The 15,842-nt window shown below is 72.5% G+C and carries 13 protein-coding genes; 5 read left to right on the top strand and 8 right to left on the bottom strand.

The window, feature by feature from the left end; all coding sequences use genetic code 11:
- Positions 1 to 89: 89 nt before the first annotated feature.
- Positions 90 to 2,021, top strand: a complete 1,932-nt coding sequence (locus tag IE277_RS09260; RefSeq protein ID WP_189950401.1) for a helix-turn-helix domain-containing protein — start codon at positions 90 to 92, stop codon at positions 2,019 to 2,021.
- Between the two features lie 96 nt (positions 2,022 to 2,117).
- On the opposite strand, the gene IE277_RS09255 is transcribed toward IE277_RS09260, so the two are convergent.
- From IE277_RS09255 to IE277_RS09220, 8 genes are all read right to left on the bottom strand, one after another.
- The gene (locus IE277_RS09255; protein WP_229881062.1) at positions 2,118 to 3,269 is read right to left on the bottom strand and encodes an IS701 family transposase; all 1,152 of its coding nucleotides are present in this window, start codon (positions 3,267 to 3,269) and stop codon (positions 2,118 to 2,120) included.
- 326 nt (positions 3,270 to 3,595) lie between these two features.
- Positions 3,596 to 4,798, bottom strand: a complete 1,203-nt coding sequence (locus tag IE277_RS09250; protein ID WP_189950398.1) for a 3-hydroxybenzoate 6-monooxygenase — start codon at positions 4,796 to 4,798, stop codon at positions 3,596 to 3,598.
- A gap of 42 nt (positions 4,799 to 4,840) precedes the next feature.
- A complete protein-coding gene (gene aroA, locus IE277_RS09245) occupies positions 4,841 to 6,112 on the bottom strand; it encodes a 3-phosphoshikimate 1-carboxyvinyltransferase (protein ID WP_189950396.1) in 1,272 nt (423 codons plus the stop codon).
- 82 nt (positions 6,113 to 6,194) lie between these two features.
- Positions 6,195 to 6,536: a hypothetical protein gene (locus IE277_RS09240; protein WP_189950393.1), complete on the bottom strand. Its 342-nt coding sequence runs from the start codon at positions 6,534 to 6,536 to the stop codon at positions 6,195 to 6,197.
- Positions 6,524 to 8,437 carry an anthranilate synthase family protein gene (locus IE277_RS09235; protein ID WP_189950391.1) on the bottom strand — a complete coding sequence of 638 codons (1,914 nt, stop codon included), beginning with the start codon at positions 8,435 to 8,437 and terminating at the stop codon, positions 6,524 to 6,526. The genes IE277_RS09240 and IE277_RS09235 overlap by 13 nt, the downstream gene beginning before the upstream one ends.
- 26 nt (positions 8,438 to 8,463) lie before the next feature.
- Positions 8,464 to 9,123: an isochorismatase family protein gene (locus IE277_RS09230; RefSeq protein ID WP_189950389.1), complete on the bottom strand. Its 660-nt coding sequence runs from the start codon at positions 9,121 to 9,123 to the stop codon at positions 8,464 to 8,466.
- 19 nt (positions 9,124 to 9,142) lie between these two features.
- Positions 9,143 to 9,913 carry a 2,3-dihydro-2,3-dihydroxybenzoate dehydrogenase gene (locus IE277_RS09225; protein ID WP_189950387.1) on the bottom strand — a complete coding sequence of 257 codons (771 nt, stop codon included), beginning with the start codon at positions 9,911 to 9,913 and terminating at the stop codon, positions 9,143 to 9,145.
- A gap of 62 nt (positions 9,914 to 9,975) precedes the next feature.
- Positions 9,976 to 11,151: a 3-deoxy-7-phosphoheptulonate synthase gene (locus tag IE277_RS09220; protein ID WP_189950385.1), complete on the bottom strand. Its 1,176-nt coding sequence runs from the start codon at positions 11,149 to 11,151 to the stop codon at positions 9,976 to 9,978.
- A 635-nt stretch (positions 11,152 to 11,786) separates the two neighbouring features.
- On the opposite strand from IE277_RS09220, the gene IE277_RS09215 reads away from it, so the two are divergent.
- Genes IE277_RS09215 through IE277_RS09200 form a run of 4 tightly spaced genes read left to right on the top strand, consistent with a single transcriptional unit; the run spans position 11,787 to position 15,789 of the window.
- Positions 11,787 to 12,884 carry an acyl-CoA synthetase family protein gene (locus IE277_RS09215; RefSeq protein WP_189950382.1) on the top strand — a complete coding sequence of 366 codons (1,098 nt, stop codon included), beginning with the start codon at positions 11,787 to 11,789 and terminating at the stop codon, positions 12,882 to 12,884.
- Positions 12,884 to 14,281 carry an aldehyde dehydrogenase family protein gene (locus IE277_RS09210; protein WP_189950381.1) on the top strand — a complete coding sequence of 466 codons (1,398 nt, stop codon included), beginning with the start codon at positions 12,884 to 12,886 and terminating at the stop codon, positions 14,279 to 14,281. Before IE277_RS09215 ends, IE277_RS09210 begins: the two co-directional genes overlap by 1 nt.
- A 48-nt stretch (positions 14,282 to 14,329) precedes the next feature.
- Entirely contained in the window at positions 14,330 to 15,292 is a 963-nt protein-coding gene (locus IE277_RS09205; RefSeq protein ID WP_189950379.1) for an oxidoreductase, read from the top strand.
- On the top strand, positions 15,289 to 15,789 hold the full coding sequence (locus IE277_RS09200; protein WP_189950377.1) for a cupin domain-containing protein: 501 nt from the start codon (positions 15,289 to 15,291) through the stop codon (positions 15,787 to 15,789). The genes IE277_RS09205 and IE277_RS09200 overlap by 4 nt, the downstream gene beginning before the upstream one ends.
- Positions 15,790 to 15,842 lie beyond the last annotated feature (53 nt).

Genomic DNA, 15,842 nt, shown 5'->3' with positions numbered 1-15,842 from the left:
GGGGCCGGCTGTGCGGTGGGCACGCGCTTGACTGGCCGATCTTGGACTGTCTAGGTTCAGCAGTGCCGCACAGCCAGGGGGGCAGGGGCATGGCAGACGAAGCAGACACACATGGCCTCGGCCTGCTCACCGTGCTCCGCCTCCTCGCCGAGGAAGCGCCGCTGGACAGCTACGAGGAGCTGCTTCTGCGCGCCGGCCAGGAGTGCACCGCGGCCGAGCGGCTCCGGCTCGAACAGGCCGTCAGACTGGCCTATGTCATCCATGCTTCGCAAGGCCGCCGCCGGCAGCGCGAGGACGCCCTCGCCGAACTGGTCGACACGGCCCGCGACATGACCCACCCGCACGACCTGAACGAGCTGCTGTCCGTCATCACCCGACGGCTCAGACGGATCATCAACGCCGACCTCGCCTATATCTGCCTGCGCGAGGACGAGGACCATCTCGTGCTGCGCGCCGCCGAGGGGGCCACCACGGCCATCACCCCGGGCATGCACCTGGACGGCGGCCCCGGGCACCAGGCCATCGTCACGGGCGCCCCGCTGTGGACGGCCGACTATCTGCGCGACCCCGCTCTGGAGCACTGCCCGGAGGCCGATGAGGTCATCCGCGCGGAGGGCGTCAAGTCGCTGCTGGCCGTGCCCCTGATCCATGGGGACAGCGCCCTGGGCGTGCTGTTCTGCGCCTCGCGCTCGGTGCGCCGGCTCACCCCGGACGAGATCGGCCTCGTGTGCTCGCTGGCCGCGCTCGGCGCCGTGGCGATCGAACGCGCGGAGCGGCTGCAGGACGCCAGGAGCGAGGTGAGCGCACTCGAACTGGACGGCTTTCGCGCCCGTACGACCATGGCGCGGCTGGAGCAGCTCGGGGACTCCCACGGCCGCATGATGAGCCTGCTGCTGTCCGGGGCGGATCTGGCCACCGTGGCGCAGGCCGCCGCCGACGCGCTGGACAGCACCGTGCAGCTGCGCGACCCGGCCGGCCGGATCATGGCGGCCACGGCCGAGCTGGCGGACCTGGACGAGGCGGCGGTGGCCAGGACGTCCTGGGAGGCCCACGCGTACCGCACCCCCGTACCGCACGGCGAGGGAACGTGGGTGGCGCCCGTGCTGGCCGGTGCCGAGAACCTTGGGTTCGTCGTGCTGCGCCCCAGCACCGCGCTGGTCGGTGTGGACCAGCAGCTGCTGCGCCTGGCCACCCAGTCCTTCGCGCTCCAACTGCTCCTGCAGCGTGGCGCGGCCGTCACCCAGGCCCCCGTCCACGACGCCCTCTTCGACGAACTGCTCGCACTGTCCTCCCGCGGCCCCCAGCAGGCCCGCCACCTGGAACAGCGGCTGAGCGGCATCGGCCTGGACCTGACCGAGCCGCATGTCCTGCTGGCGGTGCGCCCCGAGGGCGGCGGCTATGGCCGGGCCATCGTGTGGGCCTCCTCCTACGCCCATGGGCAGGCCGGCCTCAAGACCGTCCAGGACGGCTGCATCATGCTGCTGCTGCCCGGTACGGACGCCTCGGCCGCCGCGCGTTCGGTGGGCGGCGAGCTGACGGCGCTGCTCGGCCATCCGGTGACCGTGGGCGCGGCCGGTCCGGGCCGGGACCCGGGCGACGTCGGCCGCCTGCACGCCGAGGCGCTGCGCTGTCTGGAGGCGCTGACGACGCTCGACGCCAGCGGAAGCACCGCGGCCCTGGAGGACCTCGGCTTCATGGGGCTGCTGCTGTCCGAGGCGCACGACGTGAGCGGCTTCGTCGCCACCGCCATCGGGCCGGTGCTCGACTACGACCGCACGCACGCCACCGAACTCACCGAGACGCTGGAGGCCTACTTCGCCACGGGCGCGAGCCCGAGCAAGGCCGCCGAGACGCTCCACGTCCACGCCAACACCGTCTCTCGACGCCTGGAGCGCATCACCGCGCTGCTCGGCGCCACCTGGCAGCAGCCCGACCGGGTGCTGGACGTCCAACTGGCCCTGCGGATGCACCGGATGCGGGCCGTACTGCGCCTCGGCGTGCCGAGCGCCGACCGCTCCTGAACCGCAGGCTGCTCCTCGGCCGCAGACCGCTCCTGAGCCGCCGACCGCTCTGAGCCGCCGGCCCGCGGCCACCGGCGGCCGTGCCCCCGGGAGGCCTCACTCGGCGGCGCCCAGGGCGATCGCCGTATGGGCCACGGAGGCCAGCGTCATATGGCGGTGCCAGCCACGGAACGAGCGGCCGACGAAGTCGCGCAGCCCGGCCCGGTCGCCGATGCGCGCGCAGTCCGACTCCACCCGGCCGCTCAGCTTCGCGATGCGCAGCAGTGATCCGGCCGACGCCCGTGTCATGCCGGTGACCCACAGCTGGGCGGGCGGCTGCGCCGGGTTGGTCCACTCACCCACCAGGAGCAGCCGCCGGGGGCCGGCTCCGGCGGGGCCGGGCAGCGCGACCGGGACGGCTGCGGCCAGGGTGGTGCGCGGGGTGTTCCCGTGGGCCGCGTCGCGCCAGGAGACGGGGGTCCGTATGCCCTTGACCAGTTCGAGGATCCGCTGGGCGGGCAGCGAACCGGCCCGGTGGCCGGGCAGCGCCTGGTCCGCGACGGCCATCCGGTACGACGGACTGATCCGCGCGAGGAACGGCACACCCTCCGCCGTGAGCCGGCCGGCCGCGGCCGCGATGCCGCCGCGCCGCAGATCGAGCAGGACCGGCCGGCGCGGCACGCCCCACCGCTGCGCCATCTCCACCGCGGCCGACACGGCGCACTCCTCCGCGCTCTCCGCGCCGAGTCCGTCGGGCAGCGCGGCCTGCTCGCGCCGCTCGGGATCGTTGATCCAGGGTTCGGGCAGCACCATCCGCCAGTTGACGGGCGCGCTCAGCTCGGGCGAGGCGAGCCAGACGCCGAGCGCCTGCTGGCCGCGGAAGACCTGACCCAGATGGGGCGCGAACTGCTGGTCCACACCCACCGAGTGCTTGCCCGCCTTGGGGATGTGGATCGGACGCACCACCCACGCCTGCGGTGCCATGGTGTGTTCCAGGTGGCCGGCCAGGGCGATACGCAGGGGCCGCCAGTCCCAGGCGGAGCTGGAGATGAAGTGATGCAGGCTCTGTTCCACGCCCGCCGCGCCCAGATGGGAGGCGATGTTACGGATGGACTTGCGGCCGCGGGTGGCCAGCAGACCGCGCAGATACTGCTCCGCGCGCAGCCGGCGGTCCCTGCGGCCCAGCAGGGAGAACAGGACGGCGCACAGCTCGGTGACGACGTCGTCGGACACCTCGGCACCGCAGGGGAGGCCGCGCTGGTGAGGCATGGTCAGTATGTCGGCAGAGTCGTCCGTATCGAGGATCACTGTGTTCACGATGCTCCAGCCGTGTGGGCGGCACTGTTGGGTTACCTGTCCACCATCGCGGGCCCGCCCCCGTCCCACGAGGTGCTCCGGACACCTGAATATGTGCCTCACTGCGCCGGTGGTCACCTGGTGTCGGCGTATGTGAACTGCATATGACCCAGCCGGTTGACGCACCCTGTACGGCGCACTGCGCTGTCGATACGGGGTGTGTTCGGACAACAGTCGACAAGGGGCCGGTGTGGGGTCGCACCCCACACCGGCCCGTTTCTGCCTCAGGCACAGCCTGCTCAGCGCACGCCCGCGACACCGCTGTCGGTGAAGTCGCGGTCACCGTGCAGCCAGGACACCTTGTCCTGCAGCTCGCGCTGCGACAGCCCGGAGAGCATCGCGTTGCGCTCCTCGGCCCGCTCGCCCGCCGGATGGTACAGCTCGCTGCCCATGAGCCGGGCGATGAGCTGGGCGCGGCCCGCGCGTTCGTGGCGCACGGCGTTGAACTTCTCCAGCCGCTGGACGACATCGTCCTCGCCCATGCCGTCGAGCAGATCACCGAGGACCACGGCGTCCTCCAGCGCCTGGCAGGCGCCCTGGGCCGCGTACTGCAACATGGGATGGGCGGCGTCACCGAGCAGGGCGACCCGCCCGTCGGTCCAGGTCCGCACCGGGTCGCGGTCGCACAGCACCCACTCGCGCCACCCCTCGCCGAGTTCCAGCAGCCGGCGGGCGGTGGCACCGATGCCGGGGAACTGGGCGAGCACATGGCCGCGTTCGGCCTCCGGCCCGGCCACCGGCACGGTCGCCCCGTCATCACGGGTGACCGCCAGGTTGAGGTACTCGCCGCCGCCGATGATGTAGTGCACGAAGTGCCACTTGGGTCCGGCCCACAGGGTGACCGTGTTCCAGCGCAGCTCCTGCGGCACCTTCTCGATGGGGATCACCGAGCGGTAGATCGTATGACCCGAGACGCGGGGTTCGCCGTCGCCCAGCATCGCCGCGCGCACCGTGGAGCGGATGCCGTCCGCCCCGATCAGCGCCGCGCCGCGGGCGGTCCGCCCGTCGACGGTGAGCACGGTGACGCCCGTGGCGTCCTGCTCGTACTCGCTCACCGCGGCGTCCGCGACCAGCTCGACGCCGTCCAGCTCCTGGCAGGCGGCGAGCAGCGGCTGGTACAGGTCACCCCGGTGCACCACCGCGTACGGGTTGCCGAAGCGCTCGCGGTAGGCGCCGGTCAGTTCCATCGCGGCGACCTTCTCACCGCTGGTGCCGTCCATGAACCGCAGCTCGTCGATGAACACCGCGCGCTCGCGCACCCGCTCACCCACACCGAGCCGGTCCAGGGCGTGGAAGGCGTTGGGTCCGAGCTGGATGCCGGCGCCGATCTCGGCGAACGTGTCGCTGCGTTCGAGCACGGTGACGCGGTGTCCGTGCCCGGCCAGCGACAACGCCGTGGCGAGTCCGCCGATGCCGCCCCCGGCGATCACTGTGTGTGCCATGGTCCGTGAGGTCCCTTCGGGTCGATACGTGGTGAACAGAGGTCACTGGAGCGGGTGTCGGGGGAAGAGCCGGTGCAGCTCCGCATGGAAGCCGGGGAACGTCTTCGCGACACAGCCGGGGTCGTCGAGCGTGAGGTTCTGGGTGCGCAGGTTCAGCACGGAGAAGGCCATCGCGATCCGGTGGTCGCGGTGGCAGGCGATCCGCGCCGCAGACGTCTCGCCCGGGTGCACGGTGATCCGGTCCCGGCCGGTCTCGGTGCGTACGCCCGCCGCGCGCAGGTTCCGGGCGACGGCCTCGATCCGGTCCGACTCCTTCAGCCGGGCGTGGGCGATCCCGCGCACGGTGATCGGGGCGTCGGCGAGCGGGGCGATCGCCGCCAGCGTCATGAAGGTGTCGGAGATCTCGCCCATGTCCACCGTGAACCCGCCCCTGAGGGCGCCGGTTCCGGTGACCGTGGTCGACTCGGAGCCGCGCCGCACCAGGGCCCCGGCGCGCTCCAGCACATCGACGAAGCGCACATCGCCCTGCAGACTGTCACGGCCGAGCCCGGCCACGGTCACCGCGCTCCCGGTGACGGCCGCGGCGGCGAAGAAGTACGACGCGGTGGAGGCGTCCGGCTCGATGCGCAGCCCGGTGGCGCGGTAGCCGGTGGGCCGGACCGCGAACTCGCCCGGCGCGTCCTCGCTCACCTCGGCGCCGAAGTGCCGCATCAGCGCGAGCGTCATGTCGACGTAGGGACGGCTGACCAGATCCCGCACCCTGATCAGCAGGGGGGTGCGCAGCAGCGGGCCGGCCATCAGCAGCCCGCTCAGGAACTGGCTGCTGAGCCCGCCGTCGACCTCCAGACCGCCGCCGTCGAGGCCCGCTGCCTCCACCCGCAGCGGCAGCGTCCCGCCCCCGGCGGTGTGCACCCGGGCGCCCAGCCGGCGCAGCGCGTCGGCGAGCGGAGCGAGAGGGCGGGCGGTGAGCTGGGCGCTGCCCTCGAACACGAAGTCGCCGTGGCCGGTGGCCGCGAGCGGCGGCAGAAAGCGGGCGGCCGTGCCCGCGTCCGCGCACCAGATCCGGCCGGCGCCTTTCGGGCCGCGGCCGAGCCCGTCGACCTGCCAGCCGCTGCCGTCGGCCAACGACACGATACGGCAGCCCAGTTGGGCCAGTGCGGCACGGAAGGCGGTGGTGTCCTCGCTGACGAGCGGGGCGGCGAGCACACTGCTCCCGCCGGCCGCCGCGGCCAGCAGCAGGGCTCTGTTGGTGAGTGATTTCGAGCCGGGGACATGGGCGTGGAACGCCTGGGGCGGCGCGCCGGCGGTGGTCATCGGGGGTCCTTCGGGGTGAGGGGGGCGATCCGGCCGGCCGTGCCCCGTCGTCATCGGTGTCGCGGACGGGGGTGATGGGGCGTCAGGGGCCGGACGGTTCGAGTGCCAGGCCGCGCCCGGCCAGTGCGGACCGCAGGAACTCGCCCTCGACCGTCGCCTCCACGTCGAAGGCGTACCGCTCGGTCGGCGGAGCGCCGATCAGCTCGGCGGCCCGCTGGGGCAGCGGGGCCTGCGCGGCCTCGCGCGACTCCCACAGCAGCACCGCACCCCACCGGCCGGCCGCCGCGTCGGAGATCCAGAACTTCAGCCGCAGCCCGGGCATGTGCGAGAAGCGCTCCACCGCCTCGTCGCGCAGAAACCCCCGCAGCGAGTCGACGGTCTGCGCCGAGTGCGCCAGGTCCCACCACACGATCACCGCGTGCATGTGCGGGACACCTCCGTCAGCAGCGAGCCGATGATGCGCGGCCCGTCCATGGTCAGTACGGACTCGGCGTGGAACTGCATGGAGGCGAACCCGGCCGCCCGCAGCGCGTGCACCTCGCCCGTCTCCGCGTTCCGGCTCACCTCGACCGTGCCGTGCACCGGGTGGGTGAAGGAGTCGGTGGCGCAGTGGGCGGCGAAGGTGTTGTAGAAGCCCACGCGCTCCGCGGTGCCGAACAGGTCGATCTCGTGCTGGGCGCCCTGGTTGGGCACCGGACGGCGCACCAGATCCAGGCCGAGCAGCGTGCCGAGCACCTGATGGCTCAGGCACACGGCGAGGAACGGCCGCCGCTCGTCGAGGAGTTGGGCCACCGTCGCACGCAGATGCGTGATCTTCGGATGCGTGGTCTCCCGCGGGTCACCCGGCCCCGGGCCCATCACCACCAGGTCGTACGCGCCGATGTCGTACGGCTCGTCGAAGCGGCGCACACGCACCGCGCAGCCCAGCGAGCGGATCTGGTGCGCGATCATCTCGGTGAACGTGTCCTCGGCGTCGACCACCAGCACCCTGCGGCCGGCGAGCGGGCCGGCGGGCCGGCCGGCGCCTGCCGTGTCCTTCAGCCAGAACCGGGCGACGCCCTCGTTGCGCGCGTCGAGCGCCTCGCGCACCGCCGGGTGCGAGCCGAACCGGGTGGGCTCGCTGCCGCCGAGCGCCGCCAGCAGCCCCGCGGCCTTGGCGCGCGTCTCCTGCACCTCGGAGGCGGGGTCGGAGTGGCGTACCAGTGTCGCGCCCACCCCGACCCGCATCACTCCGGCCGCGTCGATGTCGGCCGTGCGGATCAGGATCGAGGAGTCCAGGGTGCGCCCGCCCGCGGCGTCCCGACCGATGAGGGCGGCCACGCCGCTGTAGTAGCCGCGCCCCGCCGGCTCGTACCGGCTGATGACCCGGGCGGCACTCTCCAGCGGGGAGCCCGTCACGGTCGGCGCGAACAGGGTCTCGCGCAGGATGTCCCGCACATCGCGGTCGGTGCGGCCCTCGATGAAGTACTCGGTGTGCGCGAGCCGCGCCATCTCCTTCAGATACGGCCCGGTCACCCGGCCGCCCCCGGGGCAGATCCGGCCCATCATCTTCAGCTCTTCGTCCACGACCATGTACAGCTCGTCGGCTTCCTTCGTGTCGGCGAGGAAGGCCAGGACGCCGTTCAGGTCGGGCCCGGACACGGGGTAGCGGTAGGTGCCGCTGATGGGGTTCATCACGGCCCGGCCGTCGTGGACGCTGATGTGCCGCTCGGGAGTGGCCCCGACGAACGTCCGCTCGCCGGTGTGGATCAGGAACGTCCAGTAGGCGCCCGCCTCCCGCTCGACCAGCCGGCGGAAGAACGACAGCGCGGCCGGTACCCCGAAGTCCGGCAGCTGGGCGACGAAGGACCGCTTCATCACGAAGTTGGCGCCCTCGCCCGTGCCGATCTCGTCGGCGACGACGCGCCGTACCATCTCGGCATAGGCGTCGTCGTCGATGTCGAAGTGGCCCTCGGCCACCTTCACCGGCTCGTTCGGCAGCAGTGCGAGGCTTTCGCGCAGCGGGAGGGTGGCCTGGGCGCGCACCCGCATCGTCAGCAGCGGGCTGCCGTCGTCCGGGGCCGCGAAGCCGCGTTCGGCCAGCTGCCGGTAGGGGATGAGCACCAGCAGTTCCTGCCGGGCGCCGGTCCGCGTCCTGTCGTCGGCCTCGATGCCCGGGCCGTGGTCGAGTTCGAGGTCGGCGAGGGTGCCGGCCTCGGCGATCTCACCGGTCAGCACTTCCAGAGCGTCGTCTCCGGCCGCCTCGGGGCGGTGCAGCAGCGCGAAGCCTTCCGCGGCGCCGTCGAGGACACGCGTCAGCAGCAGCGCGCCGTCCTGCGTTGTCATGGGGATCCTTTCGCCTTCGGGCGCGCTCAGCGCGCCGCGACGGTGGCCGCGTCGAGTTCGGTCAGCACCGCCTGGGCCGTCACGACCTTGGCGGCGCGCTCGGCGGCATAGGTGAGGGCCAGTCGGTGGTAGTCGGCGGAGAAGTCGGCCACGGCGTCGGCCACCAGGAACGCCTGGATGTCGTTCGTGTAGGCCTCCACCGCGGTCATCAGGACGCCCACGTGCGCGTACACGCCGCACAGGATCAGCTGGTCGCGCCGGTGCTCGCGCATCCGGGCCAGCAGGTCCGACTTGAAGAAGGCGCTGTAGCGCCACTTGGTGAACGTCCAGTCGCCGTCCTCGGGCTCCAGCGGCGGGACCACCCGGCGGTGTTCGGGCGTGGCCCGCATGCCGGGTCCCCAGAAGTCCGCGAGGAGTCCGCGCTGTTCGGGCGTCATGCTGCCGGGCTGCGCGGTGTAGGCGACGGGGATGCCCAGCGCCCTGGCCCGCGCGCGCAGCCGCGCCGTGTGCTCGACCAGGCCCCGGCCCGGCTCGGTGGTGCGCGGGAACGGCTTGAGGAAGTACTCCTGCATGTCGTGCAGGAGCAGCACCGCGCGCCGTGGGTCCGGCCGCCAGTCCACGGTGTTCTCGGGGAGCTGCTCCGCGGTGGGCAGCGGATAGGGCGCGATGGGGGGGATGCCGGGCATCAGCCGGTTCCTTTCGTTCTCAGACACCGAGGGTGGCTCCGCCGTCCACGGTCAGTTCGTGCATCGTGATGTGCCCGGCGTCGTCCGACAGCAGGAAGGCGACGGTCCGCGCGACGTCCTCGGGGCTGGCGACCTTGCCCAGCGGGATGCCGACCCGGAACTGCTCCGCGTTGCCGGCGATGGATGCCTTCGCGGCGGTGTCGGCGGTGTGCATGCCGCGCAGCATCGGGGTGTCGGTGGAGCCGGGCGCCACCACGTTGCAGCGGATACCGGTGTGCGCCACCTCCAGGCCCAGGCACTTGGTGAACGCGGTCGCGGCGGCCTTGGACGCGGCATAGGCGGCCATCTCGGCGCGCGCGGTGCCCGCGGCGTTCGACGCGACGGTGACGATCGCGCCGGTGCCGCGTGGGATCATGCGGTTGACGACGGCGCGCGACACATGGAACACACCGGTGGCGTTCACGGCCAGCGTGGCGTTCCAGTCCTGGTCGGACAGGGCGCGGGCCTGGCCGAGGCGGAGCACACCGGCGGCGTTCACCAGGTGCCGCACCGGGCCGAGCCGGCTCTCGACCTCGTCGACGAGCGCCTCCACGGCGGCACTGGAGGTGACGTCGGCGGCGAAGCCGGTCACATCGAGTCCCTCCACGCGCAGGGCGGCGGCGGTGCCGGCGATCCGCCGCGGGTCGAGGTCCACCGCCGCCACCTTCGCTCCGCGCGCGGCGAGCAGCCGGGCGACGGCCTCTCCGATGCCGCCGGCCGCCCCGGTGACCAGGGCGAGGGTTCCTTTCATGTTGCCAACCTCCTTGTGAGATCGGTGAGTTGGTGTATCGGCACGCACTTCGGCCGCGCCGGTCAGCCGCGCCAGGCGGAGGCCGCCTCGACGGCCTGCTGCGGATTCAGCCGCGGATCGCAGAAGCTCAGGTACTTGTCGCCGATGCGCCGCAGGTCCACCTCGTCCGAGACGCACTCGGTGACCGCCTCGGGAGTCGTCTCCAGATGCAGGCCGGCCGCGACACCGCCGGCCGCGCGCACCGCCTGCTGGAACGCCTGGATCTCGCAGACCACGGTCTCCAGCAGCCGGGTCTTCAGCCCCTCGGGCCCGCTGACGGTGTTGCCGTGCATGGGGTCCGACAGCCACAGCACCGGATGGCCGCCGTGGGCGACGGCCTCGGCCAGGGCGGGCAGCTTGTGCGGGGCGTTCTCGGCGCCCATCCGCGCGATCAGCGTGAGCCGGCCGGGGATGCGCTCGGGGTCCAGCAGCTCGCACAGCCGCAGCAGTTCCCCGCTCGTCATGCCCGGCCCGACCTTGACGGCGACCGGGTTGGACACGGCGGCGAGCAGCGCGACATGGGCCCCGTCCAGCTGCCGGGTGCGTTCGCCCACCCACGGCCAGTGGGTGGAGGCCAGCAGCAGCGAGCCGTCGGGTTCGCGGCGCAGCATGGGCAGTTCGTAGTCGAGGAGCAGGGCCTCGTGGCTGGTCCAGACGGGCACACCGAACTCCGAGCGCAGACCGGCGGTGCCGCGCCAGCCCAGGTAGTGCATGGTGTCGCTGGCGGCCCGGTAGCCGGAGAGCAGATGGGCCGGGTCGGGGCGGCGCAGCTCGGGGTCGGGCTCCGGGCGGTTGACCATATGGCCCCGGTAGACGGGCAGTTCGACGCCGTGCACGGACTCGGTGGGCTTCGAGCGGGGCTTGGCGAACTGCCCGGCGAGGCGGCCCACCCTGAGCACCGGCTTCCCGGAGGCGAGCTTCATCGTCCCGGCGAGTACGTCGAGCAGCGCCGTCTTGCGCGCCACGTCCTCGGGGGTGGCCTCGGCCGGGTCCTCGGCGCAGTCGCCGGCCTGGACGATCTGCAGCTGGCCGGCGGCGGCCTCGCTCAGCAGGGACCTGAGGCGGTGTACGGCCTCGATGTCCACGAGGGCGGGCATGCGCCGCAGATGGGCGCGGGCCTCGGCGAGGCGGGGGTGGTGGGTCCAGTCGGGCTGTTGGAGAGCGGGCAGGGAGCGGACGTAGGACTCAATGTCGGTCATCGGATTCCCTCGGCGGGGCGTGCCGGAGTCACTCCGGCTGATGGCGGGCTTGGCCGTGTGTGCGGCGGCACGGGTGTCCGTGCTCGCGGGCAAGGTGTCGGCCCGGTGGTGACGTGTGTCGTCCCGTGGGCTCGCATCCGGCTCGGCCGGGCGGACACCACTGTCGAGGGGAGTGTCCGTGGCCGCAACGCACCGACGCGTAGTCCGTCGCGATGGCCGGTAGTCCGTCACTTTGCCCGGTGTACGGCCACCACGGTCCGGAATGCGGCGCGTGCAGGGCCCCCGTACCCGGTCCGGCCGCGGGGCGGAGCCGGTCCGCTTCCCTCGCGATGGTCGCTGCCGTACGCGTGCGGCGCCCCCGGGCGGGGGCGGGATGATCCGTCGGCGGGGTGCCGGGCGTCGAACGGCGGTGGCCGACTTCGTCAGGTCGTCGGCGCCCTTGTGACGAAGTCTGCCGCGGATGACAGAGTCCGCGGCCCGACCTGCGAGGACGGCCGGCCCTGTGCCCAGAATGCAGGCCGATCCCACCGCCCCGTGCACCGACCAGCAGGAGCGTTCCCCCCATGACCGTCGCGGCCGGCACCGTTGCCACGCGCACGCCACCCTGCCGGACCTGGCCGAAAGGAAGCCCTCCGATGTCTGCCGCTGATCCCCTTCTCGAACTGCCCTACGGCACCGTGCCCGACCCCGACGCGTTCCTCCGGGCCGCGATCCGCTGGCACTTCTCCAAGGAGACCGGGGCGCCGTTCTGGCTCGACCGCGTCGGCCGGCTGGACTTCGACCCCATCGAGACCATCCGTACCTTCGACGACCTCAAACGCTTCCCGAACGTCGCCAACGAACTGCGCGAGGTGCGCGCCGAGGACCTGATCCCGCGCGGCTACGGCGCCCGCCCGGAGATCGTCGGCGTCTTCGACAGCGGCGGCACCACGGGCGCCCCCAAGCGTGTCGTCATGCTCCAGGAGTGGCTGGACATGCTGCTCGCCCACAGCGACGCCCAGTTGGACGCGCACGGTGTGCCGCGCGGGACGAACTGGCTGCTGGCCATCCCGTCCGGACCGCACATGGTCGGCGCCTCCTTCCAGCAGCTGGTCGCCGGGCGCGGCGGCCTCGCCTTCGCCGTCGACATCGACCCGCGCTGGGTGAAGCGGATCATCGCGCGGGGCGACCGGGCGGAGGCCGACGCCTACACCGAGCACCTCGTCGACCAGCTGCAGCATCCGCTGCGCTCCCAGGACATCGGCGTGCTGATGCTCACCCCGCCGGTGCTGGAGCGGCTGTGCCGCCGCGACGAACTCGTCGAGCTGGTCCGCGAGAAGGTCAGGGCCATCATGTGGGTCGGCACCCAACTCGACCCCGACACCCGGCACCTGTACCGCACCGAGCTGTTCCCCGACACCGTGCTGTGCAGCGGCTTCGGCAACACCATGACGCTCGGCCATGTCACCGAGCGGCCGGGCCTCGGCGACGACGACCCCTGTGTCTACGACCCGTTCTCGCCGTACATGACCTACAACGTGGTCGACCTGGAGGCGCGCCGGCCGGTCGAGTACGGCGAGCGCGGCCGCGTGGTCATGCACTACGTCGGCAAGAGCCTGTTCCTGCCCAACAACGTGGAACGGGACGAGGCCACCCGCATCCGCCCGCTGCCGGGCCAGGTCGGTGACTCGGTCGCGGACATCGCGCCGGTGCGCGAGTTCGACGACGAGAAGGTCATCGAGGGGGTGTACTGATGCCCGCCGCCGAGCCGTACCCCTTGGACGCGCTGGGCCCCCAGGGCCCGTACCGCGCACGCAACCGCGAGACCGTCACCGACACCGCCGGCCGCACGGTGGCCGAACTCGGCCTCGTCCCACGGCTGTTCGTCACCCGGGCGCTCACGGCGCTGCGCAGGGCGACCCCGCTGCCCCGTGAACGGCGCCTGACCGCCCTCGCCCGTGCGGCGCGCGTCTTCCGCGAGGAGGAGGTGCACGGGCTGACGTACGAGGCGTACGAACGCACCGTCGCCCGGGTCTCCGGCATCCCACTGCCCGCCGTGCGCTCCGCCGCCGACGAGATCGCCGACTCCGCGCGCCGCGCCCTGGCCGGAGCCTACGGCGCGCTGCCCGGCGGCGCCGTGCTCGACTGGCAGGACGCCCGCACCCGCACCGGCAGCGCGGTGTGGACACGCCGCGGCGAGGTGCTCGCCGTGAACGCGGCGGGCAACCACCCGGCCCCGCACGCCCTGTGGCTGGAGGCCCTCGCACTGGGCTACCGCATCGCGATCCGGCCCTCACGCCGGGAGCCGTTCACCCCGCACCGGCTGGTCGCCGCGCTGCGCACGGCCGGATTCGCGGACGATCACGTGGTGCTCCTGCCCACCGACCACGCGGTGGCCGACGAGGTGCTCACCGGCGCCGACCTCTCGCTCGTGTACGGCGGCGACGACGTCGTACGCAGGTACGCCGCCGACCCCGATGTGCTGGTGCAGGGGCCCGGCCGCGCGAAGATCCTGGTCACGGCCGGGGCGGACTGGCGCGCACACCTGGACACGATGGTGGACTCCATCGCCCACCACGGCGGCATGAAGTGCGTCAACGCGACCGCGGTCCTCGTCGAGGGCGACCCGGCGCCGGTGGCGCGGGCGCTGGCCGAGCGGCTCGCGGCGCTGCCCAGCCTGCCGGCCGAGGACGAGAAGGCCGGGCTGCCGGTGCAGCCGGTCGAGCGGGCGCGGACCCTGGAACGGCATCTGCTGGCGCGGGCCGAGGGCACCACCGCCCACCTCGGCGGCGCAGGCGTCGTGGACGAACTCGTGGGCGAGGGCGCGGTGTTGCGCCCCGCCGTGTTCGAGGTGCCGCATCTGTCGGGCGACTGGCACACCGTCGAACTGCCCTTCCCCTGCGTCTGGGTGGCGCCCTGGAGCCGCTCCGACGGGACCGCGCCGCTCGGCGACTCGCTCGTGCTCGGCGTGCTCACCGGCGATGAACTCGACGACACAGACGCCGAGTTGATCGACGAGCTGGTCGCCGACCGCACCATCCGCAATGTCCACGTCGGTGACCACCCCACCCACTGGATGGACCGCAGCGTGCCGCACGACGGATATCTCGGCGAGTTCCTGATGCACAGCAAGACCGTCATCCGCGGCTGATCAACACCCCCGACCACAGTCCCCCCTTCATGTTCGAGGAGCACATCCATGCCTTCCAGTGATACGACCGCCGACGCCGTGTCCGCTGCCGAGGCGGGCGAGTTCGTCCTGGCCGGTGAACTTCCCGTCCGCCGGATGGGGTTCGGCGCCATGCAGCTGCCCGGCCCCGGCGTCTGGGGCCCGCCGAAGGACCGGGCGCGGGCGGTGAGCGTGGTCCGGCGCGCGGTGGAACTGGGCGTCAACCACATCGACACCAGCGACTACTACGGCCCCTACGTCGCGAACGAGGTCATCCGCGAGGCCCTCCACCCCTACGCCGACGACCTGGTCATCGTGACCAAGGTGGGCGCCTTCCGCACCCCGGACCAGGCCTGGCCGTCCGCCCTGAAGCCGGAGCAGCTGCGCCGGGCCGTGTACGACAACCTCCGTGGCCTCGGCCGCGACCATCTCGACGTGGTGAACCTGCGGATCGTCGAGGAGGCGGGCGGTCTCGGCCCGTCCGACTCGATCGCCGAACCCTTCGGCGCCCTCGCCGAACTGCGCGAGCAGGGCCTCATCCGGCACCTCGGCGTCAGCAACGTCACGGCACAGCAGTTCGCCGAGGCCCGCGAGATCGCCCCGGTCGTCTGTGTGCAGAACGAGTACAACGTCGTACGCCGCCGCCACGAGGACCTGGTGCGCACCTGCGCCGAGGCGGGGATCGCCTTCATGCCGTTCTTCCCGCTGGGCACGTTCACCCTGCAGCACGAGAAGGACCCGGCGACGGACACCAAGGTGCCGCGGCAGGTGCCGCTGGACGCCCAGGTCATCCACGCCGTGGCGGAGCGCCACGGGGCCACCGCCTACCAGGTCGCCCTCGCCTGGCTGCTGCGGCACTCCGCGAACATCTGCTGCATCCCCGGCACCTCCAGCCCGGACCACCTCCAGGAGAACATCGCCGCGGCCGGACTGCGCCTGACGGACACCGATGTGAAGGAGCTGGACGCGCTCCACGAGGGCGGTGACCGGTGAGCCTCGGCTTCTTCGCGGGTCAGAACAAGAACGAGGTCGTCATCGTGCCCCCCGGGGAAGGGCCGAGCCGATGGGCCTTCGGCGACCGATACACCGTCAAGTCCGGTGAGCACAACACCGGGAAGTCGCTCTTCCTCATCGAGGCACTCGTACCCGAGGGCGGCGGCCCCCCGCTGCATGTGCACCACTGGGAGGAGGAGGCCTTCTACGTCCTGGAGGGCAGCGTGGAGTTCCGGGACAGGAACGGCATCCACACGGCCCCGGCGGGATCCTTCGTCTTCGTCCCACGGGGCACGGAGCACGCGTTCAAGAACGTCTCCGAGCAGCCCGCCAAGATGCTGTTCATGACGGTTCCCGGCGGCAAGGAGAGGTTCTTCCTGAACGTCGGGGTCCCCGCGGACAAGGACACCCCGCCGCCCTCGGAGGAACAGCGCCTGAAGGATGTGGCCTACGGCTATGAAATGGGCCCTGAATTCGGTGACGAGTACCTGGAATAGGCGCCGCGGGCGGTACAGGCGCGCACAGCTGATCGGTCGGTCGATTCGGGAGT

Source organism: Streptomyces alanosinicus, from assembly GCF_014650595.1.
GTDB lineage: Bacteria > Actinomycetota > Actinomycetes > Streptomycetales > Streptomycetaceae > Streptomyces > Streptomyces alanosinicus.
This window is presented reverse-complemented; position numbering and strand designations above follow the sequence as displayed.